The organism is Nostoc foliaceum FACHB-393 (assembly GCF_014698505.1).
Lineage (GTDB): Bacteria > Cyanobacteriota > Cyanobacteriia > Cyanobacteriales > Nostocaceae > Nostoc > Nostoc foliaceum_A.
Genome location: NZ_JACJTD010000031.1, coordinates 23,694 through 48,627 on the forward strand (window position 1 = coordinate 23,694; position 24,934 = coordinate 48,627).

19 protein-coding genes and 1 tRNA gene are annotated in these 24,934 nt (G+C 42.3%); 15 read left to right on the forward strand and 5 right to left on the reverse strand.

Annotated elements, in window-relative coordinates; translation table 11 throughout:
• The first annotated feature begins 9 nt into the window (after window positions 1-9).
• The 8 genes from pstC to H6G92_RS23070 all read left to right on the forward strand — a co-directional run bounded on the left by pstC (window position 10) and on the right by H6G92_RS23070 (window position 7,921).
• Complete coding sequence (gene pstC, locus H6G92_RS23035; protein ID WP_190896119.1) at window positions 10-924, forward strand: phosphate ABC transporter permease subunit PstC; 915 nt, start codon at window positions 10-12, stop codon at window positions 922-924.
• Between the two features lies 1 nt (window position 925).
• On the forward strand, window positions 926-1,849 hold the full coding sequence (gene pstA, locus H6G92_RS23040; protein ID WP_190896121.1) for a phosphate ABC transporter permease PstA: 924 nt from the start codon (window positions 926-928) through the stop codon (window positions 1,847-1,849).
• Complete coding sequence (pstB, locus tag H6G92_RS23045; RefSeq protein ID WP_190896123.1) at window positions 1,843-2,637, forward strand: phosphate ABC transporter ATP-binding protein PstB; 795 nt, start codon at window positions 1,843-1,845, stop codon at window positions 2,635-2,637. The genes pstA and pstB (H6G92_RS23045) overlap by 7 nt, the downstream gene beginning before the upstream one ends.
• Before the next feature lie 1,205 nt (window positions 2,638-3,842).
• Window positions 3,843-4,622 (forward strand): phosphate ABC transporter ATP-binding protein PstB, encoded by a 780-nt coding sequence (pstB, locus tag H6G92_RS23050; protein ID WP_190896125.1) that lies wholly within the window; start codon window positions 3,843-3,845, stop codon window positions 4,620-4,622.
• A gap of 119 nt (window positions 4,623-4,741) precedes the next feature.
• Window positions 4,742-5,068 carry a hypothetical protein gene (locus tag H6G92_RS23055; protein ID WP_190896127.1) on the forward strand — a complete coding sequence of 109 codons (327 nt, stop codon included), beginning with the start codon at window positions 4,742-4,744 and terminating at the stop codon, window positions 5,066-5,068.
• 81 nt (window positions 5,069-5,149) lie between these two features.
• On the forward strand, window positions 5,150-5,854 hold the full coding sequence (locus H6G92_RS23060) for an SDR family oxidoreductase (protein WP_190896129.1): 705 nt from the start codon (window positions 5,150-5,152) through the stop codon (window positions 5,852-5,854).
• Between the two features lie 106 nt (window positions 5,855-5,960).
• Window positions 5,961-7,016, forward strand: a complete 1,056-nt coding sequence (gene hppD / locus H6G92_RS23065) for a 4-hydroxyphenylpyruvate dioxygenase (protein ID WP_190896131.1) — start codon at window positions 5,961-5,963, stop codon at window positions 7,014-7,016.
• 212 nt (window positions 7,017-7,228) lie between these two features.
• Window positions 7,229-7,921, forward strand: a complete 693-nt coding sequence (locus tag H6G92_RS23070) for an HAD family hydrolase (RefSeq protein WP_190896133.1) — start codon at window positions 7,229-7,231, stop codon at window positions 7,919-7,921.
• Between the two features lie 188 nt (window positions 7,922-8,109).
• Here the strand turns inward: H6G92_RS23070 and H6G92_RS23075 are convergent.
• Window positions 8,110-8,183: transfer RNA gene (locus H6G92_RS23075), tRNA-Pro, on the reverse strand.
• A 138-nt stretch (window positions 8,184-8,321) separates the two neighbouring features.
• Between H6G92_RS23075 and lipA the strand changes: the two genes are divergently transcribed.
• The 4 genes from lipA to H6G92_RS23095 all read left to right on the forward strand — a co-directional run bounded on the left by lipA (window position 8,322) and on the right by H6G92_RS23095 (window position 12,962).
• Window positions 8,322-9,200: a lipoyl synthase gene (gene lipA / locus H6G92_RS23080; RefSeq protein ID WP_190896135.1), complete on the forward strand. Its 879-nt coding sequence runs from the start codon at window positions 8,322-8,324 to the stop codon at window positions 9,198-9,200.
• Between the two features lie 50 nt (window positions 9,201-9,250).
• The gene (locus tag H6G92_RS23085; protein WP_190896137.1) at window positions 9,251-10,177 is read left to right on the forward strand and encodes an NAD(P)H-dependent glycerol-3-phosphate dehydrogenase; all 927 of its coding nucleotides are present in this window, start codon (window positions 9,251-9,253) and stop codon (window positions 10,175-10,177) included.
• A 575-nt stretch (window positions 10,178-10,752) separates the two neighbouring features.
• Complete coding sequence (gene sigC, locus H6G92_RS23090; RefSeq protein ID WP_190896139.1) at window positions 10,753-12,003, forward strand: RNA polymerase sigma factor SigC; 1,251 nt, start codon at window positions 10,753-10,755, stop codon at window positions 12,001-12,003.
• 503 nt (window positions 12,004-12,506) lie between these two features.
• Complete coding sequence (locus H6G92_RS23095) at window positions 12,507-12,962, forward strand: Fur family transcriptional regulator (protein WP_190728729.1); 456 nt, start codon at window positions 12,507-12,509, stop codon at window positions 12,960-12,962.
• A 131-nt stretch (window positions 12,963-13,093) separates the two neighbouring features.
• Here the strand turns inward: H6G92_RS23095 and H6G92_RS23100 are convergent, their stop codons facing one another.
• Complete coding sequence (locus H6G92_RS23100) at window positions 13,094-14,230, reverse strand: peptidoglycan-binding domain-containing protein (RefSeq protein ID WP_190896141.1); 1,137 nt, start codon at window positions 14,228-14,230, stop codon at window positions 13,094-13,096.
• A gap of 9 nt (window positions 14,231-14,239) precedes the next feature.
• Window positions 14,240-18,259 carry a cobaltochelatase subunit CobN gene (gene cobN, locus H6G92_RS23105; RefSeq protein ID WP_190896143.1) on the reverse strand — a complete coding sequence of 1,340 codons (4,020 nt, stop codon included), beginning with the start codon at window positions 18,257-18,259 and terminating at the stop codon, window positions 14,240-14,242.
• 95 nt (window positions 18,260-18,354) lie between these two features.
• On the opposite strand from cobN, the gene H6G92_RS23110 reads away from it, so the two are divergent.
• Window positions 18,355-20,382 (forward strand): GAF domain-containing sensor histidine kinase, encoded by a 2,028-nt coding sequence (locus H6G92_RS23110; protein ID WP_190896145.1) that lies wholly within the window; start codon window positions 18,355-18,357, stop codon window positions 20,380-20,382.
• A gap of 120 nt (window positions 20,383-20,502) precedes the next feature.
• On the opposite strand, the gene H6G92_RS23115 is transcribed toward H6G92_RS23110, so the two are convergent.
• Together H6G92_RS23115 and H6G92_RS23120 are read right to left on the reverse strand one after the other, a co-directional pair.
• A complete protein-coding gene (locus tag H6G92_RS23115) occupies window positions 20,503-21,333 on the reverse strand; it encodes an ATP-grasp domain-containing protein (protein WP_190896147.1) in 831 nt (276 codons plus the stop codon).
• Window positions 21,334-21,364: 31 nt separating this feature from the next.
• Window positions 21,365-22,276 carry a hypothetical protein gene (locus H6G92_RS23120; protein ID WP_190896149.1) on the reverse strand — a complete coding sequence of 304 codons (912 nt, stop codon included), beginning with the start codon at window positions 22,274-22,276 and terminating at the stop codon, window positions 21,365-21,367.
• A gap of 134 nt (window positions 22,277-22,410) precedes the next feature.
• Between H6G92_RS23120 and H6G92_RS23125 the strand changes: the two genes are divergently transcribed.
• A complete protein-coding gene (locus H6G92_RS23125; RefSeq protein ID WP_190896151.1) occupies window positions 22,411-23,331 on the forward strand; it encodes a metallophosphoesterase family protein in 921 nt (306 codons plus the stop codon).
• Between the two features lie 248 nt (window positions 23,332-23,579).
• Window positions 23,580-24,929: an MATE family efflux transporter gene (locus H6G92_RS23130; protein ID WP_190896153.1), complete on the forward strand. Its 1,350-nt coding sequence runs from the start codon at window positions 23,580-23,582 to the stop codon at window positions 24,927-24,929.
• The last annotated feature ends 5 nt before the right edge of the window (window positions 24,930-24,934 follow it).

The window sequence follows — 24,934 nt, forward strand, 5'->3', positions numbered from 1 at the left end:
CATCCCAGCATGAGTAGTGCAAAACAAACTCAACTTTCTCGAAAGCTAGTGCGTGATTTGCAAGAACGGGCAATTGAGTCTGTCTTGTTTTTGGCGGCACTTTCTTCTGTGGCAACAACAGTAGCTATTCTTGGTATATTATTTTACGAATCTATACTATTTTTCCAGAAAGTATCTTTATGGAAATTCCTGACAGATACTCAATGGACACCTTTATTTGATGACAAGCATTACGGTATTTTGCCGCTGGTGACAGGAACTTTAGTTACCACATTAGTTGCTTTATTAGTAGCAGTACCACTAGGTACGATTATTGCTATTTACCTGAGTGAATTTGCTTCACCCATCGTTCGGGAAATTGTCAAGCCAGCTTTAGAACTGCTAGCGGGTATTCCCACAGTAGTTTACGGTTATTTTGCCCTCTTATTTCTCACACCAATGTTGCAGGTAATTCTGCCAGATTTACCTGGTTTTAGTATGTTAAGTGCGGGACTCGTCATCGGCATTATGATTATTCCTTATGTTAGTTCCCTGAGTGAAGATGCCATGCGTACAGTACCCGCACATATACGCGAGGCTTCTTATGCAATGGGGGCTACCCGCTTTCAGACAGCTTTGCGAGTCGTATTACCAGCTTCTATTTCTGGCATCTCTGCGGCTTACATTTTGGGTATTTCTCGTGCGATCGGTGAAACTATGATAGTGGCTATTGCTGCGGGTGGACAACCAAACCTGACCCTTAACCCGATGGAACCAGCCGCTACAATGACAGCCTACATTGTATCGGTGAGTCTCGGCGACCTACCTCATGGCAGCCTGGAATATCAGACCATCTTTGCAGTTGGACTCACGTTAGTGCTAATGACTTTAGTCTTCAACATCATTGGTCATTTTCTCACCAAGCGCTATCGAGAAATTTATTGATATGACAACTCTTAATATTCAAGAAGTCCGTAAGACTATTAGCCGGAATAAGCGATCGCAATATATTTTCAACATTATTGGCATATTGTCAATGCTGTTTGGTATCGTCACATTACTGGCACTATTGTTTGATTTAATTACCGATGGTTTCCCACGTCTTTCGTGGCAATTTTTGACTTCGTTTCCTAGTCGCAGGGCGGAAGAAGCAGGTATTCTCTCAGCTTGGGTGGGAACGCTCTTGGTAATGTTTGTAACGTCTTTAGTAGCCATACCCATTGGTATAGCATCAGGTATTTACCTAGAAGAGTATGCCCGAAAAAATTGGTTGTCTGATGTAATTGAAATTAATGTCACCAACTTAGCTGGTGTTCCCTCAATTATTTACGGACTTTTGGCTTTGGGTGTATTTGTTTATGGGTTCAATTTCGGTCGAAGCATTATTACCGCTGGGTTTACCTTGGCGTTATTGGTTTTACCAGTGGTGATCGTTTCTACTCGCGAGGCTCTGCGTGCTATACCAAATAGTATCCGTGAAGCTGCCTATGCAACTGGGGCTTCTAAATGGCAAATGATTTGGGATCATATTTTGCCTTACTCAACAGGCACAATTCTCACTGGGATTATTGTTGCCTTGGCACGAGCTATTGGTGAAACTGCACCCCTAATTACCATTGGTGCGCTCACATTTATAGCCTTCTTACCAGAACCACCAATTACTGGGCAGTTTCCCTACATCTCATTGTCTTGGTTACTCGCTCCGTTTACAGTTATGCCCATTCAAATGTTCGATTGGGTATCTCGTCCCCAAGCTGAGTTTCAGGTGAATGCAGCAGCAGCAGGTATTGTTCTAATTGCTATTACTTTGGCTATGAACGCTGTAGCAATTTATATTCGCTATCGTTTACGCAAAAAAATCAAATGGTAGAAATTGCATCATCAACCCTAGAAAAATCCATCAAAGCTTCCGTCAATTATCTGAATTTCTACTACGGTGGAACAGTCCACGCTCTTAAAGACATTAATCTGTTAGTGGGTGAAAAACAAGTAACGGCGCTGATTGGCCCTTCTGGATGTGGTAAAACCACTCTGTTACGTTGTTTTAATCGAATGCACGATCTATATCCTGGAAATAGCTATAAGGGGGAAATCACTCTCGAACCAGATGGGATTAACCTGCTCAGTAATAAGGTTGACCCAATCGAGGTGCGGATGCGGATTAGTATGGTATTTCAAAGGCCTAATCCCTTTCCTAAGTCCATTTACGAAAATGTGGCTTATGGTTTGAAGGTGCGGGGTGAATCTAAACGTACAATCCTTGATGAGAAGGTGGAGAAAGCTTTGCATGAGGCAGCTTTGTGGAATGAAGTCAAGGATCGCTTGAATGATTTAGCTTTTAACCTTTCTGGTGGTCAACAGCAGCGGTTGTGCATCGCCCGCGCTTTGGCGACTGACCCTGAGATTGTTCTATTTGATGAGCCGACATCAGCTTTAGACCCCATAGCTACCGCCAGTATTGAAGAGTTGATTGATCAATTGAAAGAAACGGTGACGATTTTGATTGTGACTCACAATATGCAGCAGGCCGCTCGTGTTTCTGATTACACTGCGTTTATGTATTTAGGTGAGTTGGTGGAATTTGATCGGACAGAAAAGATTTTTAATCACCCCTTGAAGCAACAAACGGCAGACTATGTGAATGGTCGTTTTGGATAAGAATATTTTATAGAAAACTAAAAGCTTGCTATATCTAGTTTATCGCCCCTTCAAGCGATGCCTACGAGCGGGTAAAGCGATCGCACTTTGCGAAAATAGAACAAGTTTAGCTAAGAATGATAATCACTTAAAAGTTGCGAAAAAGCGCCTGCGATCGACAGGCGCTTTATTTTTTTATTTTTGTAGGAAATTTAATGATGATTAGAGTTTTTAAGTATCTAGTGAGTCTCTGAGGCTGAGGATAGAACAAAAAATCTTAAAACATAGACTATACAAGCATTTCAAACCCACATTCCGTACTTTGAACTTTCACAGTTCCTACGATGGTAGTAAACTAGTACACTGTAGCGGAAGTTTGCCCTAACTTTATTTAACAAGGGGATTTTGCCCGTTCCGAGATTTAGTTTAACCCAGACATAGCTTCCAAAAGCTAAAAATAGTTGTTGCATTTTACATACAGCGGTTCTCGTTTACGTGAGGTACACCCGTAGGGGCACGGCACTGCCGTGCCCCTACACCTGGCGATATAATGTTGTACCGCATCTGAGTGGGAACCGCTATATTCTTCTATATGATCTTGAATAAAAAGCACCGAAAAGTTAATTAATGAAGTTATTTTAGCTAAACATAATCGACTTATAGCAGTTGAGCCAATATTTTTAATTAAAAGAAAACACGCTATCTAAATATTATCAAAAATTTTCAGCCTGAACTATAACAACAGAAAAACGTAATTAAAAATATCATGAGCAGTGAGGCATTTTTTAGCAACTAATCTTTTTAATGAGGAGGTACTAATCTAATGATTCAATTAAGTAGGCTTACAAAACACAAAAAAAAATATATAAATGAGATACGATTTTAATTTTTAAAAGACCCTTTGCTTTTTACTGATAATATTTTATCAATTTTTCAGAAAGGTTAAGTCATGAAAATATGACGAGTCAGGGCAAGCAATCTTTCTACTTTCTCCCTTAACCAAGAGGTATTAGTCAATGTTGAGAAGGTGGTAGAAAATGTCTGTAAAAAATAAATTTTGGGACACAGCATTATATAAATATCTACTAACCACTTATCTGCTGCATGACTACTGTATAGCTACGTAATTTCCATGAATATCTCATTTTGGGAGTAACATAGTGAAACAGCGTTGCTGATTTGTACTGTTTTACTGAATCAAGTTTTGTTTCACACGTTTTGGGAATATGAGTAAACTAATTCCAGCCATCAGAGTCAAAAACTTCAGCTTCTATTACGACACTCAAAAGATAGTTGAAGGCGTGTCAATGGATATTTACCAAAACCAAGTCACGGCAATTATTGGTTCTAGTGGTTGTGGAAAGTCTACTTTTCTTAAATCGTTAAATCGCATGACTGAATTAGAAGGAGATGTGAGGGTTGAAGGGAGAGTAGAATTTTATGGGCAGAGTATATATGAGCGTCGTGTCAACATCAATCGCTTACGTCGCCAAGTAAGTATGGTTTTTCCCAAGCCAAATCTTTTTCCCATGAGCGTTTACGATAATGTTGCTTATGGGGTGAAATTAGTTGGATGGCATCCGAAAGTAGAATTAGATGGAATCGTAGAATCTGCCATCAAAGCTGCCGAACTTTGGGATGAAGTCAAAAATAAGCTGCACAAGTCTGCTTTAGAACTTTCTGGTGGTCAACAACAAAGATTATGTATTGCCCGTGCTTTAGCAGTCAAACCTAATGTTTTGTTGATGGATGAACCTTGTTCAGGTCTTGATCCTACTGGTAGCATGAAAATTGAGCATTTGATCCATAACTTACGTTCTGAGTTGACAATTGTAATTGTTACTCACAATATGCAGCAAGTTGCTCGCCTATCTGATTTTACGGCTTTCTTTTATAGTAATGAAAATCGTATAACTCAAATGGTTGAATTTGGTACTACAAATAAAATCTTTACTAACCCTGTGGATTCTCGCACTCGTGACTATGTTTTCGCCCGCGTTAGTTGAAGCATTTCTCAAATTCTAGCTATTCAGAGAGCCATAACATAGTGGAAGCGGAAATGAGGAGTTAAACTTAATTTCCGCTTGCTTTGAGTTTTTCTTGTGTTCAGCAATACGAACTGACGTTGACAGTATTTTTAAATAACTCATTTACAGAATCTATTCAAGAAAAAGAGAAAAAAGAAGATTCATCGGGAAATCCTAATGGAAAAACATTAGATGAATTACTATTAAAAATTATTCAAGTTATACAAACAAAGTCTCCTCAAACTAAATTATCTGTGTCTAAGCTAGGCTCAGAGTTACAGAAAATAATCGGAGAATCTCCTAATTCAATTATTAAAAAATTAAAGTTAGGTTCCAATTTTACTAAATATTTAGAATCATCTCCCATATTTACATTAAAGGCGAGTGGCAAGGAATACGAGGTAACAGCACTACTCTGCGAATAGATATTTTCTGGATGTTTACGTACAACCTGAGCCTGTAATTCAGTATTATGTAAAAACATGTAAAGAATTATAAATACTACGATGCAAGATAAAGTCGTTGTTATTATCGGTGCTACTGGTGGTATCGGTTCAGCTTTAACACACAAACTTGCGCCTACCGGAGTCCGGTTGGTACTGGCTGCGAGAGATGCGGTTCGTTTAACAACATTAGCAAATGATTTACCAGGGGAAGTTTTGACCGTTCCTACCGATATTACTGACCCCCAACAGGTAGATACTTTGATAGAAAAGACCATTGCTGAGTTTGGTCAAATCGATATTTTAGTGAACGCTGCTGGTGCTGGTATACTCAAGCCCTACAACAGCCTGGAACCAGCTGATTTAGACAAGATGCTAGATGTCAACTTAAAAGGCAGCTTTTACACCACTCAGGCGGCTGCTGAAGAGATGCAAAAGCGTAAGTCTGGTCACATCTGTAACGTGGTAGGAATTCTGGGCAAGCATTCGATGGGAATGGCAGCGGCTTATTCTGCTTCTAAGTTTGGTGTTGTCGGTTTTAGCAAGTGCATGGCAGAGGAACTCAAGCGTTTTGGTATCAAGTTCACGCTATTCTACTTTGGTGGGGTAGATTCTCCTTTCTGGGATAATGTCAACCTAAAAGTAGACCGGAAAAAAATGCTCAGTCCTGAAACTGCTGCCAATGCGATTTTCTTTGCCCTTTCTGCCGAACCGCAAGCTGTGCCAATGGAAATTAACATTCAACCTGACAGTCATCTGTTCTTTTAAAGTGGGAGTGCGTCTAGATAATTCTTGCCTGGGAAAGACCTGAAAATTTAGCAAAAAAGGCAAAATTTACAGATATATAAGCTGTTATGCTGGATTTTCAGTATCTATGAAAATTGATCACGTTCATTTCTATGTAGAAGACGCTAAAGTATGGCGCGATTGGTTTGTACACCATCTTGGTTTTCAAGCAGTAGCCGATCGCAGTAGTTCATTTCACACTTGTACAGAAGTGGTGAAAAGTGGTGCTGTCTGCTTTTTTCTGTCTTCACCACTGTTACCCACAAGTCCAGTAGCTGAGTTTTTGCGTCAATATCCACCCGGTGTGGCAGATGTCGCTTTTGCTGTGGAAGATGTGGAAGCTGCGATCGCACTAGCTCAAAAACACGGTGCTACAATCCTACAACCCATCCAGGAACAGAATGTAGGCGCAACATCCCTCAAGTCGAGCAAAATTGCCGCCTGGGGTGGACTGACTCATACGTTAATAGAAAGGTCATTGGTTTTTGACAAAGGACAAATGACAAATGACAACACTTTTACCGCCATAGATCACATAGTGCTGAACGTAGCAATTGGCGAATTAGAGCGTGCTGTCGCTTGGTACGAAAATATCTTAGATTTTCAACCCCAGCAAGCATTTAAAATTAAAACTGATCGCTCTGCTTTACATAGCCAGGTGATGGTTTCGCGTAACGGTAGCGTCCAATTGCCAATTAATGAACCAGCTTCTAGTAATTCCCAAATTCAGGAGTTTCTAGATGTCAACCGAGGGCCAGGAATTCAACATATTGCCTTGCGGACGACTAATCTTGTGAGTGCGATCGCTAAATTTCGTGCCAGTGGTTTATCATTACTCTCAGTTCCTCAAACCTACTACTCGCAGTTAAAACAGCGTCCAGGACTTACACTATCACCTCAAGAACTAGAAGCGATCGCTCAACAGGAAATTCTGGTGGATTGGCAAGAATATGCTCCTTTAGAGGGAAGAAATATCGCACCCTTGTTACTACAGATTTTTACCCAACCAATATTTGAACAGCCAACATTTTTCTTTGAGTTTATAGAACGCCGTTTCCAAGCTCAAGGTTTTGGCGAAGGTAACTTTCGCGCCTTATTTGAAGCTATTGAAAGCGAACAAATTAAACGCGGTACGCTGCAATGATGCCTGATTACAAAATATCAATTGAAATTCAGCCAGACTCTAAACAAGTTGATTTTATTGACAACCAACTTCAAGATTTTAATGTAGGTAAGATTGGAGATTACCAATATACGCCACTGTTTCTACTTACTTCAATTCAATAGTGCAGATTTGCGATCGCAAAATAGCCACACAGCTGCGATAATTTTAATAAAATTTAACAATTTCCGCCGATGCTAAGACTTATTACTGACTTCGACGGCCCGATTATTGATGTTTCGGAACGGTACTACCGTGTTTATCAATTTTGCTTGGAAAAAACCCGTCGCCCAGACCAAGTAGTACAAGAACTTCCAAAAGCGGAATTTTGGCAGTTAAAGCGATCGCGTGTTCCTGAAAAACAAATCGCCTTAAATTCAGGGTTAGACGAAGCCCAAGCCCAAGAATTTGCCCAGTTGCGGCGGCAAACTGTCCATACAGAACCTTATTTCAACTATGATACTCTCGCACCCGGCGCTGTGGATGCACTGTTAAAAATTCAACAAGCTGGAATTGATTTAGCAGTTATGACTATGCGCCGAGTTCGGGAACTAGATTATGCCTTCAAAAAACACGATTTAGGAAGATTTTTCCCAGAAAATCGTTGTTATTGCCTGAGTAACGACTATGTTAAAACTCGTGATATTGAAGATAAGCCCTTGTTGATGGCTAGGGCATTAAAAGAACTGCCCCCGGCGGCTGATACTTGGATGGTGGGAGATACAGAAGCCGACATCACTGCTGCTAAAAATCACGGTATTAAGGTAATGGCTGTGGAATCTGGTATCCGCGATAGCACCCAATTGGAACTTTACCACCCCAACTTAATCGTTAAGGATTTTAGCGCTGCTGTAGATTTAGTCATAGAACCTAAACGCCTTGTCTAGAAAGGCTCTTTGACATACTCCCCTGAATGCGCTTCCCTAAATTCAGGGGAGTATGTCAAAAGTCGCTACACTATTTGCCGAGCCATTAACCCTTCAACAGTAGCTAGCTCTTGAAAAGTTCCTTGTTGTACAACCCGGCCTGCTTGCAATACATGGATGCGATAAGCGTTGCGAATGTACAATAAAAATCGGGATGACTGGATTCGAACCAGCGGCCCCTTCGTCCCGAACGAAGTGCGCTACCAAGCTGCGCCACATCCCGCCACAAAAATGGCATTGTAAATTAAGAATATCACACCTTGTGCCAAATGATAGAATTACATCTATATATATGATCGCTTCACCCAAGGCTTTGCTTGCTACGATTAAATTTGTATAACTCTAGTGGTAAAAGCGGATTGTGACTGTAAAACCAGACTGGTTGCGGGTAAAAGCACCTGGGCGTGAGCGCATCGGTAACGTTAAAGACATTTTGCGGGATTTAGCCCTCAATACAGTTTGTGAGGAAGCGTCCTGTCCAAATATTGGTGAATGCTTCAATGCCGGTACTGCCACGTTTTTGATTATGGGCCCGGCTTGTACACGCGCTTGTCCCTACTGCGATATTGATTTTGAGAAAAAACCCAAACCACTAGACCCCACGGAACCTGAACGACTAGCAGAAGCTGTTCGCCGCATGAAACTTAACCATGTTGTGATCACTTCTGTAAACCGAGATGATCTGGCAGATGGTGGCGCGTCTCAGTTTATAGCGTGTATTAATGCGGTTCGCACTGTTTCACCCAACACCACAATTGAGGTATTAATTCCTGACTTGTGCGGTAATTGGAATGCTCTAGAGTTGATTCTACAAGCTGCGCCAGAAGTATTAAACCACAATACCGAAACTGTGCCACGCCTGTATCGCCGGGTGCGTCCCCAAGGCAACTACGATCGCACATTAGAATTATTACAGCGCTCTCGCCAAGTTTCTCCTAGCACATACACGAAATCTGGGATCATGGTTGGACTCGGTGAAACTGATGCCGAAATCCGCCAGGTCATGCAAGACTTGCGAACTGTAGATTGCGACATTTTGACAATTGGGCAATATCTCCAACCCAGTCAAAAACACTTGCAAGTAAATGAATTTGTCAACCCAGAACAATTTGCTGCTTGGAAGACATTCGGCGAAGAAATCGGATTTTTACAAGTTGTGTCTTCTCCTTTGACAAGAAGTTCATATCATGCGGAACAAGTCAGGGAATTAATGGAACGTTACCCCCGCAGCCAATTTTAGATTTTAGATTTTATATTGGTGACCTAAGAGGATGGGGAGACTTTTGATTAATGACTAATCCAAAAACTGTAGCAATTCTTGGTGCGGGTGCTTGGGGTGCATCTCTGGCAAATCTCGCCGCAGCGAATGGTCATCAGGTGCGCGTGTGGTCGCGTCAAGGTTCCCAAATCCAAGCAGTTTTAAAAGATGTCCAAATAGTCGTATCTGCTATCTCGATGATTGGTGTGAGAGATGTTGCTTCCCAAGTCCATTCTTTCCCCCTTTCTCCAGAGGCAATTTTTGTGACGGCGACGAAAGGCTTAGACCCCGAAACCACCTGCACGCCGTCACAAATTTGGCAAACAGTATTCCCTAACCATGCAGTAGTTGTTTTGTCTGGGCCTAATTTATCAAAAGAAATTCAAATGGAATTACCAGCAGCCACGGTGGTAGCCAGTAATATTCCCACGGCTGCGGAAATAGTGCAGTTAGTATTTTCTTCTCATCGTTTCCGGGTATATACCAATCCCGATCCCTTGGGTGTGGAACTGGGGGGAACACTGAAAAATGTCATTGCGATCGCAGCGGGTGTGTGTGATGGTTTACAACTGGGAACCAATGCCAAAGCTGCTTTAGTCACCCGTGGACTTACAGAAATGGTTCGCATCGGCAATGACTGGGGTGCAAAGACGGAAACTTTTTATGGTTTATCGGGTCTAGGAGATTTGTTAGCAACGTGCAATAGTCCCTTAAGTCGCAATTACCAAGTCGGTTACCAGCTAGCTGGTGGTAAGTCACTTATAGAAACTCTCGCAAATTTACAAGGAACTGCTGAAGGAGTGAATACTTGCCGGGTTTTGATGCAACGAGCCAAGCAACAAAACATTCCTGTTCCAATTACTGAGCAAGTTTATCGGTTACTTCAAGGTGAAGTCACACCCCGACAAGCCCTTGATGAACTAATGCTGCGAGATATCAAACCAGAATACAACTACTAGTTAGTAGTCGTACAAGTTCAAATTAACGGCTTACAGGGGATACCGAAGAAGACGCAGGGACATTTTATTCTCTGCGTCTCAGGTCTCACCCTCTCTGTGTCAATAAAATTTTTACCGTTAATACTAATCACTTACTCGATATCTATGAGTTCTACTTATACCTGAATAATCCTGAGAAAAAATTGATAAATCGTCAGGATATTACTTTCATAGCCATGTAAATGTGACTATGCCAACTATAAACATGATATTCACTGAAGTATGTTTATACCCTGTTATAAAAGTTACTATCAGTAACCATCAAGGTTGAAATGTTAACTAAGTAGTTTAAATATTGAAAACCTAGCTGCGGATTTGAATAGCTATTGGTTCAATCAAAAGTTTAGCAGCCGATTAAGTTCAGTAATAGTGTATCCAATAGAACCATTACAACTAATTTCTAAAAAAATTGTAATGGAATCTTCAACTATGTTAGTTCATCGTAAATCACGGGAACAATAACAACAGTTGAATAGCTGACCGTAATCTAAGCTGACCGAAATCTATTGTTACCTGGAGCCATTGAGACGATCTTTATGCCAGCAACATCTTTTTATGCAGATGCCCCCTACAACACCAAAAAGTCCCGCCAGGCTTTGGACTCGGATCTCACGGTTGATGAAAGTGAGTTATCGGTAGATGATTTACAGGAGCTAGAGATGGCTTCTGTTGACCATGCTAACTTTGCTGCTAGCACTAACCGTCGTAGTACAGACCTAGTACGTCTATACCTTCAAGAAATTGGTCGGGTTCGCTTGTTGGGGCGGGATGAAGAGGTTTCAGAAGCTCAAAAAGTCCAACGTTACTTGCGGATGCGGATAGTGCTTGCTAACGCCGCCAAGCAAGGGGATGAAGTGATTACGCCCTATTTAAGGTTAATCGAAGTTCAGGAACGTCTGACCTCTGAACTCGGACATCGCCCCTCTTTAGAAAGGTGGGCTGCTACTGCTGAAATAGTTTTAGCCGATCTCAGACCGACTTTGGCAGATGGCAAACGTCGCTGGGCTGAAATCGCCAAGTTGACAGTAGAAGAGTTGGATCAAATTCAGTCCCAAGGACTCCAAGCAAAAGAACACATGATTAAGGCTAATCTTCGCCTAGTTGTGTCTGTTGCTAAGAAGTATCAAAATCGTGGTTTGGAATTGTTGGATTTAGTCCAAGAAGGTACGCTAGGTTTAGAGCGGGCTGTAGAAAAATTTGACCCAACTAAGGGTTACCGCTTCAGTACCTATGCTTACTGGTGGATTCGTCAGGGAATTACACGGGCGATCGCTACTTCTAGTCGCACTATCCGCCTCCCTGTCCATATTACCGAAAAGTTAAACAAAATCAAAAAGGCCCAACGCAAAATTGCTCAAGAAAAAGGTCGCACCCCAACTCTAGAAGATTTAGCAACTGAGTTAGAGATGACACCGACCCAAGTACGAGAAGTTTTGTTGCGGGTTCCTCGCTCCGTTTCTTTGGAAACCAAAGTAGGCAAGGATAAAGACACTGAGTTAGGCGAATTACTCGAAACTGACTGTGTAACACCAGAAGAAATGTTAATGCGAGAATCTTTACAAAGAGACTTGCATCATCTTTTGTCAGATTTGACGAGCCGGGAACGCGATGTTATTTTAATGCGGTTTGGTTTGGCAGATGGTCATCCTTACTCTTTAGCAGAAATTGGCCGCGCTCTCGACTTATCACGGGAACGAGTTAGACAAATTGAATCCAAGGCTTTGCAAAAGCTACGTCAACCCAAGCGTCGCAACCTCATCCGCGACTATTTGGAATCTCTAAGTTAGTCATTTGTCATTAGTGAGCCAGTGCGGTCTTGGGGGTTTCCCCCATGAGCAACTGGCGCTAGCGTAGCGGTAGCGAGGTACGAGCGTCACCCGCAGGGTCATTTGTCATTAGAAAACTACACTTGACAAATGACTAGGGACAAAGGGCTGATTTGATCCCCAGATCAAAAGCCTTTTAAAGGCTTATAGCAAATTAATTGCATTTAATCGAATAATACTTTCCCCAGACCTTTGCTCAGATACCTTGAAGGTAGGGATCAAATAAACAATTCAAAATTTACTGATTCAAAATTAAAAGTCAAGAGATGCAATCGTTACAAGTATCCTAACTATTAACTGTAGGCAAATTAAATGCAGTACAGCTTAATACTTGAATTTTGATCAAGATTTGATGAATTGTTCTTAAATATTTAGTAAGAATTCTCAATAGGCAATGATTGTTGCAAATTGCTCCCAAGATTTGTTATATTCTCAATTAACGAGCTTTGTTGAGAAATATTAGTATGACTGTCTACACAACTACTTCACTCAAGGCAGAACTGAACGAACGAGGCTGGCGATTAACTCCCCAGCGCGAAACAATTTTACACATTTTTCAAGAACTTCCGCAAGGTGAACATCTGAGTGCGGAGGATCTTTATCAGCGACTAGAAACTGATGGTGAAGGGATCAGCCTGTCAACTATTTATCGGACTTTGAAGTTGATGGCTAGGATGGGAATTTTACGGGAACTAGAACTGGGCGAGGGACATAAGCATTATGAGATCAACCAGCCCTATCCTCATCATCACCATCACTTAATTTGTGTTAGGTGTAACTCCACCATAGAGTTTAAAAACGACTCAATTTTAAAAATTGGGTCGAAAACCGCTCAAAAAGAAGGTTTTCATCTGCTTGACTGTCAAATGACCATTCATGCAGTGTGTCCCAAGTGCCAACGGGCGCTGATGCCGCTTTAGCACTTGGGTGGATAATAAGACGAAACTACTCAAATTAACCAAATAATTGGAATTTTGAGCAGTTCGTAATTTGCTGTTACTGGAGGCAAGCAACCAGTTGGGAATTGATACTAACAACACCAAAGCGGATGTTAAAAGCGTCCGCTCTTAAGATCCTTGAGACTAATGCCGTAGAATTCTTGGGCTTGTTTAATCGCTTTTTTGGTGTCATCTGCCATCACACCATTCAACTTGCCTTTATAAAAACCCCGCTCCCTTAGTCGCGTTTGGATTTCTAGGGTATTAAACTCGCTTTTGCTAGCAGTATTAACTGAGCTATACAACTTAGCTCGCGTAGTTGGGCCAGCAACGCCACTTGCTGCTAGGTAATTAGCTGCCTGGAATCTCCTTACAGCATCGGCAGTATAGGGGCCATAGTAGCCATTTGGCTCTCCCTCTAAATATCCTGCCTGGATCAATTGTTCTTGAATAATTCTAACTGGCTCACCGCGATCGCCTACACGAAGTTTATCTCGATTGACTACCTTTTGGTTTTTGGGAGCCTCTTCTCCATCACCGATGCCAACTCCCGGCAATTTACGCAATGTTGCTGGGCCAACAACTCCATCAACGCTTAATTTGTAAGAATCTTGGAACCGCTTGACAGCTTCTTCGGTAATTGGACCAAATATCCCCGTGGCGTTTCCGTAATAAAAGCCTGCGACTCTTAAGCGTTCTTGTAAAACCCTCACATCTTCACCTTCATCCCCCTTAGAAAGGTAGTTGGGATTACGGCGCTGGCTGCTAGCTGAACTAGTAGTACTGGGCTTTTTGGCTTGTGTACTTACAACAGTAGCTTTTTTAGCTTGTGTAGTTGTAGTACTGGGCTTTTTGGCTTGCCAGTTTTCTAATTTTTGCAGGGTGCTTGCTCCAACAATGCCATCCACTGGTAAACCGGCGGCCTTTTGGAAGCGCCGCACAGCTTCTTGTGTGGATACGTCATATACTTGGGTGACTGGAGCTTGATGAAAACCTGCTGTTTTCAACTTTTGTTGTAGATTTCTGACAGAAGGGCCTCGATCGCCTTTTTCCAGTGCCATGACGCTGGTAACAGCGCCAAGAATAGACAAGGACAGAGCGAGGGGCAACATATACTTCCAAGCCCTACCAGAAAGCCGTTTCCAGTCTGGTGCAGCTGCTTTGTTAAACAAAGAACTGAGGGAGACCAATTCACTGGGTGTGCTGTCTTCGTAGGCGAAAGCTAGGTGCAAATACGCAAGATTTTCCATATTTCTTTCCTACACCATTGATTTTTCTTCGATAACTGCTTCAGCTTGATGTACTAGGTTCCTCAAAGCTTCTAATGTTCCTATATTTACATCCTCCCACAAATTGCGCTTGTGTGCTTCTAATAATCTTTCAGCAATATCACGCAGAGCATAAGGGTTCTTTTGCTGAATAAATTCTGACACAACTGGATCGAGCAAGTAAGCTTCTACTATGCCTTGATACATATAATCTTCGACACATTTAGCTGTTGCATCATAGGCGAATAAAAAATCTACCGTCGCTGCCATTTCAAAAGCACCTTTGTAACCGTGGCGCATGGCTCCCGCAATCCACTTAGGATTAACTACGCGAGAACGATACACTCGGGCAATTTCTTCTTTCAGTTGGCGGACGCGTGGTTGGGCGGGTATGGAATTATCACCAAAATACGTTTGGGGATTTTTTCCCTGTAGAGAACGCACCGCCGCTGTTAAGCCACCCTGAAATTGGTAATAATCATCGGAATCTAGTAGGTCGTGTTCACGGTTATCTTGATTGTGCAGGACAACTTGCATTTGCGCCAAGCGTTGCTTGAAGGCTTCAGGGGAGGGGATTGGGGATTGGGGACTCTTAAGAGGCAGAGGGGCTGGGGGCTGGGGGCGGGGGGAAGTAATTCCCTCTCCTCTGCTCGCTGCTCCCTGCTCCCCTGCTTCTGCTCCCGAAGAGTAGGCGTAAGAACTCCAATTAATGTAGGCGCGAGCTAAATCTTCGTCATCTGTCCAGTTTTGCGATTCGATTAAACCTTGGAGTCCAGCACCGTAAGCACCTGGACGAGAACCAAAGATGCGATAGCCCGATCGCACCACGGCTTCTTCTAAAGTTAATCCTTGGCTTGTCCACAAATCAGTTTCTTGGCGAACTGCATCTGCAAGGGGATTTTGCTCTGGCGGTTCATCTAAGCCTGCTACTGCTGACACTGCTTGAGCGAATAAATCAATTAAGTTGGGAAAAGCATCCCGGAAGAATCCCGAAATTCGCAAGGTGACATCTACACGGGGACGGCCCAAAATCGCTAGGGGCAAAATCTCAAAATCCACTACTCGCCGCGCTGCACCATCCCATACAGGTTGAACTCCAAGTAAAGCCAAGGCTTCGGCAATATCATCACCGCCAGTTCTCATGGTGGCTGTTCCCCACAATGATAAGCCTAGTGTTTTGGGATACTCGCCATGTTCTTGAGTGTAATATTCAACGAGAGTTTCAGCGGCTTTTCTACCAATATCCCAAGCTGTTTCTGTGGGAATGGCGCGAATATCGACAGAATAAAAGTTTCTCCCGGTTGGTAGAACTTCCGGGCGGCCGCGTGTGGGTGCGCCAGATGGAGCGCTGGGGACATAACCGCCATCGAGTCCGTGTAATAAATGGGTAATTTCTTGGCGGGTTTGTTGTAAGGCTGGAAGAAGGCGATCGCGTATCCAGGTAGAGACGCGATGAATTGCGTCTCCCTCCCCAGCAAAGACGCGATGAATCGCGTCTCTACAAGAAGAATTTTGATTTATTAGTTGTTCTACTAAGAGGGCGGCGTGTTCTTCTAGGACTTCGACGATATCACCGAAGGTACGGCATTCTATGCCATTGACTACTGAATATTCACCACTAGGCGTTGACAAATCGGCTGTGAGAGGATCGAAGTCTAGTCCCCAATCTTGAGCGATCGCACGGGTGATGCCTGAAGAATGGCGATTGGGGATGCGAGCGATCGCTACTATTAAATCTCGTAGCTGCCTTCCTTGGGGACATTGCCCAAAAATGTGCAACCCATCGCGGATTTGGGCTTCTTTTAATTCACAAAGATAGCCACCGATGGAATTCAAAATTAAGGATTCCGACTTAAAAATTTCTGTTTCATTTTGGATTCCTAAATCTAGATGGAGATTTTCTTTGATTACCAGTTCGTGGATGCGATCGCGAATCACTGGCAAACGCGAAGGATCTAAACTGTCCGCTTCATAATACTCATCAATTAAATTTTCTAACTGTTGCAAAGAACCGTAGAGTTCCGCACGAGTCATGGGCGGCGTTAGGTGATCTATAATCACCGCTTGAGCGCGACGTTTGGCTTGAGAACCTTCACCAGGGTCGTTGACAATAAACGGGTACAGGTGGGGAAGTGCGCCGAAAGCCACTTCTGGATAACAATTACTCGATAAAGCCACACTTTTACCCGGTAGCCATTCTAGATTTCCGTGTTTCCCTACATGAACTACAGCATCAGCACCAAAAGTTTCTCTAACCCAATAGTAGAAAGCTAAATAAGCATGGGTTGGTTCTAAATCCGGCGCATGATAATTCAAACTGGGGTCATTATCATAACCCCTTGCTGGCTGAATTCCCACGAAGATGTTGCCGAGTTGGATTCCGGGAACGGGGATAGAGGCAGGGGGGCAGGGAGCAGAGAGCAGGGGATAAGAGTTTTCACCTTTGCCTCCCGCACTTTGCCCCATTCCCCACCGTTCACTAATACCTTGCTGAACTGCTGGCGGTAATGAAGCGAAATATTCTTGATACTCTTCCCAAGAAACACTTTGGTTTACCGGAAGCGATTCTCGACCTTCCGGATCATTGGTTACGCCATCTGTCAACCGCTGAATCAACTCGTCTCCTTGAAGAGGTGGATTTTCTACTTCATAACCAGCTAGATGTAAAGCTTGAAGGATTTCTACACAACTAGCTGGGGTGTCGAGTCCCACACCATTAGCAAGCCGTCCATTGCGGTTAGGGTAGTTTGCCAAAATTAGAGCAATTCGCCGTTCTTGGGGGGGTTTGAAACGCAGACGCGCCCAATTTGCTGCTAGTTTAGCAACGAACTCGATGCGATCGCTCACTGGTTCATAAATTACCACATCTGTCTCTAAATGGGGATTACGAGTTTGTACTGCTTTAAAAGACACAGCACGAGTAATAATCCGCCCATCTACTTCTGGTAGCGCCACATTCATCCCAATATCGCGGGGAGAAAGCCCTTGAAACTGTGACTCCCACTGCTCAATTGATCCGCCACTGAGAATTACCTGCAACACAGGCACATCTAATTTTTCCCATAGTTCAGTTTGAGGTGTTTCGCTTTCCAAGCGTGCTAGAGAAAAACTGGTGGTATTCAGCAGCACAGCTATTGATTCGGCTTCTTTGGGTTGAAAAAATTCACTCAACTCAACCTGAACATCGGGTTCACGCAATGAGGAAACAAACACTGGCACAGGTTGTAAATTTTTCTGTACCAAGGCTTCGCATAAAGCATCAATTACCTTGGTATTTCCAGCTAAATAATGAGCGCGGTAAAAAAGGATGCCGATTTTGGGAATTGGGGATTGTAAGCTTTGAGGTTCTGAGGTGAATGAATGAGGTTCTGAGGTTGATGAATCCAGTTCTGAGGTGGATGAATCAGTCTCGAATTCTCCTTGTCCTCCTTGTCCCCTCATCCCCCACTCCCCACTCCCCACTCCCCATTCATACAATCCCACACGCGGAACTGGCCGGGGTGGCGGGGGATTGTATGCAGTTAACAGGCAACTGTCAGAGATAAATTGCAGAGCATTAACAAAATTTTCCACACCGCCTTCGCTAAAATACTGCCATATTTGGTTAACAATACCCAAAGGTACGGTAGAGTGGGAGATTAAATCGGGATCAAAAGCGTCGTCCCCTGGCATTACAATGAGGGTTTTACCATTACGTTGCACAATTTCTTGAACTACTTCTAAGCCATAACCCCAGTAAGAACGTCCTCCTAAGAGGCGCAAAATAATTACCTGGGCAAGTTCCAAAACTTGCTCCCCATAAGTATCTATGCTTAATTGTTGCTGCAACTGCAACAGGTTGGCGACTCTTAATGCAGGAAAGCTTGTAGGTAATTTTGTCACCGCAGCTGCCAAAGTTTGAATGTCGGTATCAGCAGCCGTAATTAACACGAAAGGCGCTGGAGTTTGTTCTAGAAAAATTAAGCCCTCTGACTGATTCCATCCACCCGATATGCTACTTGTACGATGCATAATGCTGTATTACCGTCTTAAACTATATGGTTATTGCACAATCAAAACAAACCTTTTCCTTGCATTCAGCCCCCTCTTACCAGTAATGATTTAAAATGCTTAGTTCTCCTGATTTGAGCTTTTCTCGAACCTTGCCTATTGTTGTATTTAATCAGCTTGGGGAATTGTTGGAACAGATGGCTCAAACGGTGGGAAGTGCCGCTCTGATACTGACAGAAGCTGTATTGATGCGGATTTACATACCTGTGGAATGGCAAAGGCAAAGGTTTACGTTGGTGGTTTCTGAGCAGTTTAGTGCGCTGTTGATAGGAAACTTAGCGCAGGGGGAGGAAGGGGAGCAGGGAATTGACTTGGCACTCAATGCTAGTTTGACATTTAATTTAGAGGCGATCGCAACATTTGTCTACGAATTGAGAGACTTGTTTGAGTGCGATTCCTCCACTCACCAAAATCTCGAAGGCTATCGCCAAATTATTCGGCCCAATGATGCCACACTCCAAAGTCAATTCTCGCTGTTGTTATTAGAATATCTCTTAACTCAGCCAAACCAAGAGATAATAGCACCTCCAAGCTCAACTGCACCGACAGTTTATATCTGTCAGCCAGTGGAAGATGCTTTAAAAAAACAGATTTCCCAAGAACGGTTGTTAAATCAGGTAACAACACAGATCCGCAAAAGCCTGGATTTGCCAGTAATTATGGCAACGGCAATTACACAGGTGCGTGAGTTTCTAGAATTAGACCGATTAGTAATCTATAAATTTGCAGGTTCCAAAGTCAATACTCAAGAATACCAGTCTGACACTATTCCCTTCAACGGAACCGCACTGGTAACAGGCATGGAATTGTCCGTTGGGGAACCTTCCGAAATCTATTTTTCTATACACGAGAACAACGGTAAACACTCGCCTTCTGTGTCAGTCAATAATCAGCCATTACTAGAATACTGCCACAACTATGGAGGTTATATTGTCTATGAAGCCCGTGCTACAGATGCTATTACATCGGTGTTGAATTACACGGAAAAAAATTGCTTTATCCGAACCTCTCAATGTTGGAATAAGTATCGCCAAGGCTTTACTTTAGCTGTGGATGATGTCGAAAAAACTTATGCTCTGGAAGAGTGTTTGCTGAATTTTTTAAGGGAATGCCAAGTGCGGGCTAAGTTGGCTGCACCAATTATGTTTGAGGATAAACTGTGGGGTTTGCTGATTGCTCATCAGTGCAATGAACCACGCCAGTGGACTGATAGCGAAAAAAACTTGCTAGTTGCGATCGCAGAACAATTAGCGATCGCAATTCACCAAGCTGAGTTAATGCAAACGCTCACCCAAGAAAAAGAAACTCTCGAACAACGAGTCATTGAGCGCACAATGGCCCTGCGTGATGCCCTCCTCGCCGCTGAAGCTGCTAGCCGCCTCAGAAGTGAATTTCTAGCTACTATCAGTCATGAATTGCTCACGCCTTTAACTTATGTTATTGGGATGTCTTCTACATTGTTACGCTGGCCTTTAGGTGAATTGAGTCAACGACAACGGGGTTATCTGCAAACAATCCACGATAGTGGAGAACATTTATTAGAAATGATTAATGACATCCTCGATTTATCGCAAATCGAAGCTGGTAAGGCAGCTTTAAATATTGCGGAATTTTCTTTGGTAAATGTTGCCGAAAATGCTGTAAAGTCACTACAAAAAAAGGCAACAAGTGAACAAATTACTCTTAAACTTGATTTGCAAATCGATCCCAGGCGCGATCGCTTTACCGCCGATGCCGAACGAGTAGAACAAATTCTCTGGAATCTGTTAACTAATGCCATTAAATTCACTCCTGAAAGTGGCTGCGTTACCTTACGCCTTTGGGTGGAAGATGATACTGCTATTTTTCAAGTGGAAGACACCGGGATCGGCATTCCCGAAGAAAAATTACCATTACTGTTTGAGAAATTTCAGCAACTCGATACACCCTATCGCCGCCGCTACGAAGGCACTGGACTTGGACTAGCTTTAACTAAACAACTGGTGGAACTCCATCGGGGTCGAATAGAAGTAGAATCAACTGTAAGTATTGGCTCAATTTTTACTGTATGGATACCAACTCAGGCAATGAAAGTGGTAAGTTAGGAGTTAAGCAAGAGACGCGATGAATCGCCGTCTTTTTGATGATTTACCGTATCTTTGCGCTCTAGAATTTTCATCAAAAAACCTAACCGAACCATCTTGCCTTTCCCCTTGTCTTTTTCTTCAATTTGAGGCTAGGCTAACGAGCATTTTTTCAAAAATTTTCAACACATGCTCCTCTCCATTGTCTCTAATAAAAATGCCAAAATTTGGGTGAGAGTTGATTTCAATTAACCAATATTGATTATCTCGATCTAATACAATATCAAAACCACCATAATCAAGGTCTAACTCTTCAAAAACTGGTTGGGCAAAATTAGCAATCTCTGACAGTATTTGTGGGTCGTTAATATACTTGGCTTTCGCACCATCCCAGTGTAAAGGACTGAGATTACCGACAAATTTGGCATCATTTATATCTTTTTCATAGAGCAGAACCAACTCTTTATTTAAGAAAACGGCTCTATATTCAGATTTGATATGAATAAATTCTTGAGCAAGAGCAATGTAATCATACTTATTATTGATCTTAAAAATTTCTTTTAAAGCAGTTCCAATTTCATTTATATTCTCACATAAAAAGACATTATGCCCGCCTGCGCCAGAATTCCTTTTAATAATTACTGGTGTTTCAAATTTCTCTTTTATTTCTAATACGATATCTTGAATAGTTGGAAATTTTAAGTAAATCTTATATTTTGTGTCACAAAAAGGGGACAGAAAACCCACTGTCCGAGGAAGTTGAACTTTTTTATTTAAAACATGATAAGTATATTCTTTGTCTTTGAGCAGGTGTGCTACTGCTTGATTAAGTAAGGGAGTGCTATAGTTACAAAAATAATGCTGTTTACTATTCAATTTTATTTTGACTAAGTTTTCCGAAGGATGAAGAATTTCATAGCTGATGTTTAAGTTTTCACAAACTTTCAGCAATAGCGAAACATTGTCTAACATAAATACTTAAAGTTAAACTCAAAATTAGGAATTACGAATTATTTGAACTTGTTGTTTGCCGTTTAAAAATAACCATTTCAGTACCAACAACTGGGTTACGCGCTATCAGCTTATCTTGGGAGTCGATAATTTCTAAATGAGTAAAATCAAGTTCTTGAGAGCGTTGTAATATCTCCGCAGCTAGTTTGTCTTGCTGAGATTCATTGAGAGTGTACCAATCATTACTAATTTTGACAGTCAAGTTACTCGTGCGGAAGTTGGCTTGAATTGACTTTATCAGACCAGAGGCAATGCGATCGCTAATTTCAGCTACCTGATTTTCAATAGCTGCAATCAAGGCTTGTTCTGGTGTTAATTCTATGGCTGGTGTTGGCGTTGGCGTGGGAATTGGTTCCGGTTCAGTTTCAGGTTCTGGCGGCGGGGTAATTTCCTGTGGTGGCTGTTGTACTTCTGGCGGTGGCGTAATTTCCTCTGGCGGCTGTGGTTCTGGTGCAACTGACTCCGGTGGAGTAGTTATTGTTGGTGTCGGTGTTGGTGTCGGTGCAGGAACCTCTTCAACTGGTGGAACAGTTGCTACTTCAGTAGATTTACCAGTAATTACAGTCGCTGTTGTCCAAACAAGAATTACAGCAATTCCAGTAACAATTCCTGTCAAAGCTGTATCTGATAACTTTGTTGACAAATTTGATGGTAAAAACAAGCGGATTGTCCTTAACAGTCCACCCCAACGCAACTGAAGCTTCTGGAAAAAACTGGGTGTTTCCTCAGTACCAGGTGGGGGTGCTGTCTCCAGTTTCTCCACCGTTACTTCTAAAACCCCAATCGTCCCTCGGAGAAGTTGGATAATTTTAGCCTTCCAAATTGGCTGAACTCTCTGGTAAGGTTTTTGGGGAGGTTGATTTACCTGCTCATCCGTCGGTTTTGACTGATTGTCTTGTGACATGGAACTTTCACCAAAAGCAGCGAATCAAAGACAAACAACGTACATTATTACTGGTGCTGCCTTCTTTTGCCTTAATGTATCACTTCATTGCACATTGCTTCAGCTAAACTGACATTTATTAAATTTGGTGACTTATGAATCTAAAACGCCGTCAATTTTTATTTTTAAGTAGCCTCAGCGCCGTTGGTACAGGATTTTTCAGTTGGATGTTAGCTAATCAAAATTATCAAAGTGCTGATATTACGGATTTAACAACAGCTATAGCCGCTAACCCAGCCAAAAAAGACTTGTTATTACGTTTTGTGTCTGTGGCTGATACAGGGACTGGGGCTAAAGGACAGTATGCTGTGGCTGGAGCAATGAACGCGTATCACAAACAAAATCCTTATGATTTAGTCGTTTTAGCTGGAGATAACATTTACAATAACGGCGAAATCGAGAAAATTAATGCAGTTTTTGAGCGTCCCTATCAACCTTTGCTAAAGCAAGGTGTGAAATTTCAGGCTTGTTTAGGTAATCACGATATTCGTACTGCTAATGGTGATCCACAAGTCAAATATGCCGGCTTTAATATGAAAGGAAGACGCTACTATACATTTAGCCGTGGCTCTGTGCAATTTTTTGCTTTAGATACTAACAGTAATGCTGATTGGAAAAACCAGCTACCTTGGTTAGAGAAAGAATTAAGTCTTAGTAAAGCTCCTTGGAAAGTCGTATTTGGCCACCATCCAATTTATTCATCTGGTGTCTATGGGAATAATCCAGGTTTTATTAAAACTTTTACTCCTCTATTTAAAAAATATGGCGTTCAACTTTACATCAATGGTCACGAACATAATTATGAACGCACTCGTGCTATTGATGGTACAACTTATTTAATTTGTGGTGCAGGTGCAGGGAATCGTCCTGTAGGGCGTTCTGAGTGGACAGAGTATTCCACCAGTGATTTAAGTTTTGCCTCTTATGAAGTCTATAAAGATAGAATAGACGTTGCTGCGATCGCTACTGATAAGCGCATTTTTGATAAAGGCATTATTCAATTAAAATCAGTTTAGTTATATGACTACAGTTGAGCAACTAAAATATTGCGTTGAGAACCAAAATCAACCAAACAATAAAATACTGTCGCGTTAATTATTATCTGGTGGCAATTCATCTCCTGTTAGTCTTTCCTCCGTAAGACTGTAACGCGAATCCTCTTACTCCATTAAGATAGATTGAAGTTCACAGGAGCAGCATCTTCTGAACATGGGTTTAGATTTTGGAAAAACCCTTTGTTCTTCACATCGGGTTATAAGCATATATGTTTTCTGAAGTTAAAAAATGTCTCGTGTTAGCCGTACCTTTAGCAGCAGCACAACTGGCTCAATCTGCAACTGGTTTTGTGGATACGGTAATGATGGGCTGGTTGGGAAGCCAGACTATTGCATCTGGAGCATTAGGAGTTACTATCTTTAGTTTTTGTCTGTTGATCGTTACTGGTATCGTTTCTGCTGTCAGTCCATTAGCTGCCCAAGCATACGGAGCCGGAAATAGAGAAAAAGTTGGCACAATTGTCCGGCTGGGACTAGGGATATCTTTGGTACTAGGAATACCAATTACATTGCTGCTTTACAATGGAGGTGCTTTACTACTTCTACTAGGGCAGGATGCTAACGCAGTAGCATTAGCAGAGATTTATTTAAGGGCGATCGCACTGGGTTTTATTCCTGCTTTAGGCTTTGCAGTACTTAAAAGTTTTCTTTCTGCTCTATTCCAACCGCAATTAGTGATGGTGACTGTAGTTTTGGGTACTCTGCTCAACATCACAGCTAACTATGTGCTAATGTTTGGCAAACTGGGATTTCCGGCGCTGGGTTTAGCTGGTATCGGTTGGGCAAGCACACTCTCACTTTGGAGTATGTTTGTTGCTTTGATAGTTTATATATGTAATCAGCCTCACTTTGCAGTTTACGGTATTTTTCAACCTTCATCTAAAAAAGCTTTTCCCCTAGAGCATCGTCGGATCATTAGCGAGATTTTTCAGGTTGGATTGCCCATTGGGGGGCTGATTGCGGTCGAAGCGGGACTGTTCACCGTTGTTACCTTCATAATAGGACAATTAGGAACAAACGTTCTTGCTGCCCATCAAATTGCTTTACAAACAATTTCGATATCATTCCAGATTGCACTAGGCATTTCTCTAGCGACAACAGTACGTGTTGGGCAGTTAGTTGGACAGAATGACCTGCTTGCTACTCGTCTGGCTGGATATGTAGGCATTGCCATTGCAGGTCTATCTATGGGTGTGGTAGGTATTACATTTTGGTTAATGCCAAAGTCGATTATTTCTCTTTATATTGATATCAGCGATCCAAACAATGCAGATGTGGTTGCCCTCGCCCTGAAATTGCTGGGAGTCGCAGCGATTTTTCAAATAGTTGACGGTGTGCAAGTTACTGCGGGGGGAGCATTACGCGGACTAAAAGACACTAGAATTCCGATGTTGATTGGTATTTTTGCTTATTGGTGTGTTGGTTTATTCACTGGTTATACTTTCGGAACCTCGTTGGGGTATGGAGCTATTGGTCTTTGGTGGGGACTGGCTATTGGTTTAGCGATCGCTGCAATAATCATGACTTGGCGGTTTAGCAACAAAACAACTAACCACTGATAAAC

Bases quoted from the DNA above. Each gene is read 5' to 3' on its own strand.
- hppD (WP_190896131.1), top strand. From the start codon at position 5,961: ATGAAAATTGATCACGTTCATTTCTATGTAGAAGACGCTAAAGTATGG.
- H6G92_RS23100 (WP_190896141.1), bottom strand. From the start codon at position 14,230: ATGGAAAATCTTGCGTATTTGCACCTAGCTTTCGCCTACGAAGACAGC.
- pstB (WP_190896123.1), top strand. From the start codon at position 1,843: ATGGTAGAAATTGCATCATCAACCCTAGAAAAATCCATCAAAGCTTCC.
- cobN (WP_190896143.1), bottom strand. From the start codon at position 18,259: ATGCATCGTACAAGTAGCATATCGGGTGGATGGAATCAGTCAGAGGGC.
- pstA (WP_190896121.1), top strand. From the start codon at position 926: ATGACAACTCTTAATATTCAAGAAGTCCGTAAGACTATTAGCCGGAAT.
- H6G92_RS23095 (WP_190728729.1), top strand. From the start codon at position 12,507: ATGACTGTCTACACAACTACTTCACTCAAGGCAGAACTGAACGAACGA.
- H6G92_RS23130 (WP_190896153.1), top strand. From the start codon at position 23,580: ATGTTTTCTGAAGTTAAAAAATGTCTCGTGTTAGCCGTACCTTTAGCA.
- H6G92_RS23115 (WP_190896147.1), bottom strand. From the start codon at position 21,333: ATGTTAGACAATGTTTCGCTATTGCTGAAAGTTTGTGAAAACTTAAAC.
- H6G92_RS23110 (WP_190896145.1), top strand. From the start codon at position 18,355: ATGCTTAGTTCTCCTGATTTGAGCTTTTCTCGAACCTTGCCTATTGTT.
- H6G92_RS23085 (WP_190896137.1), top strand. From the start codon at position 9,251: ATGACTAATCCAAAAACTGTAGCAATTCTTGGTGCGGGTGCTTGGGGT.
- pstB (WP_190896125.1), top strand. From the start codon at position 3,843: ATGAGTAAACTAATTCCAGCCATCAGAGTCAAAAACTTCAGCTTCTAT.
- H6G92_RS23125 (WP_190896151.1), top strand. From the start codon at position 22,411: ATGAATCTAAAACGCCGTCAATTTTTATTTTTAAGTAGCCTCAGCGCC.
- sigC (WP_190896139.1), top strand. From the start codon at position 10,753: ATGCCAGCAACATCTTTTTATGCAGATGCCCCCTACAACACCAAAAAG.
- pstC (WP_190896119.1), top strand. From the start codon at position 10: ATGAGTAGTGCAAAACAAACTCAACTTTCTCGAAAGCTAGTGCGTGAT.
- H6G92_RS23070 (WP_190896133.1), top strand. From the start codon at position 7,229: ATGCTAAGACTTATTACTGACTTCGACGGCCCGATTATTGATGTTTCG.
- H6G92_RS23060 (WP_190896129.1), top strand. From the start codon at position 5,150: ATGCAAGATAAAGTCGTTGTTATTATCGGTGCTACTGGTGGTATCGGT.
- H6G92_RS23120 (WP_190896149.1), bottom strand. From the start codon at position 22,276: ATGTCACAAGACAATCAGTCAAAACCGACGGATGAGCAGGTAAATCAA.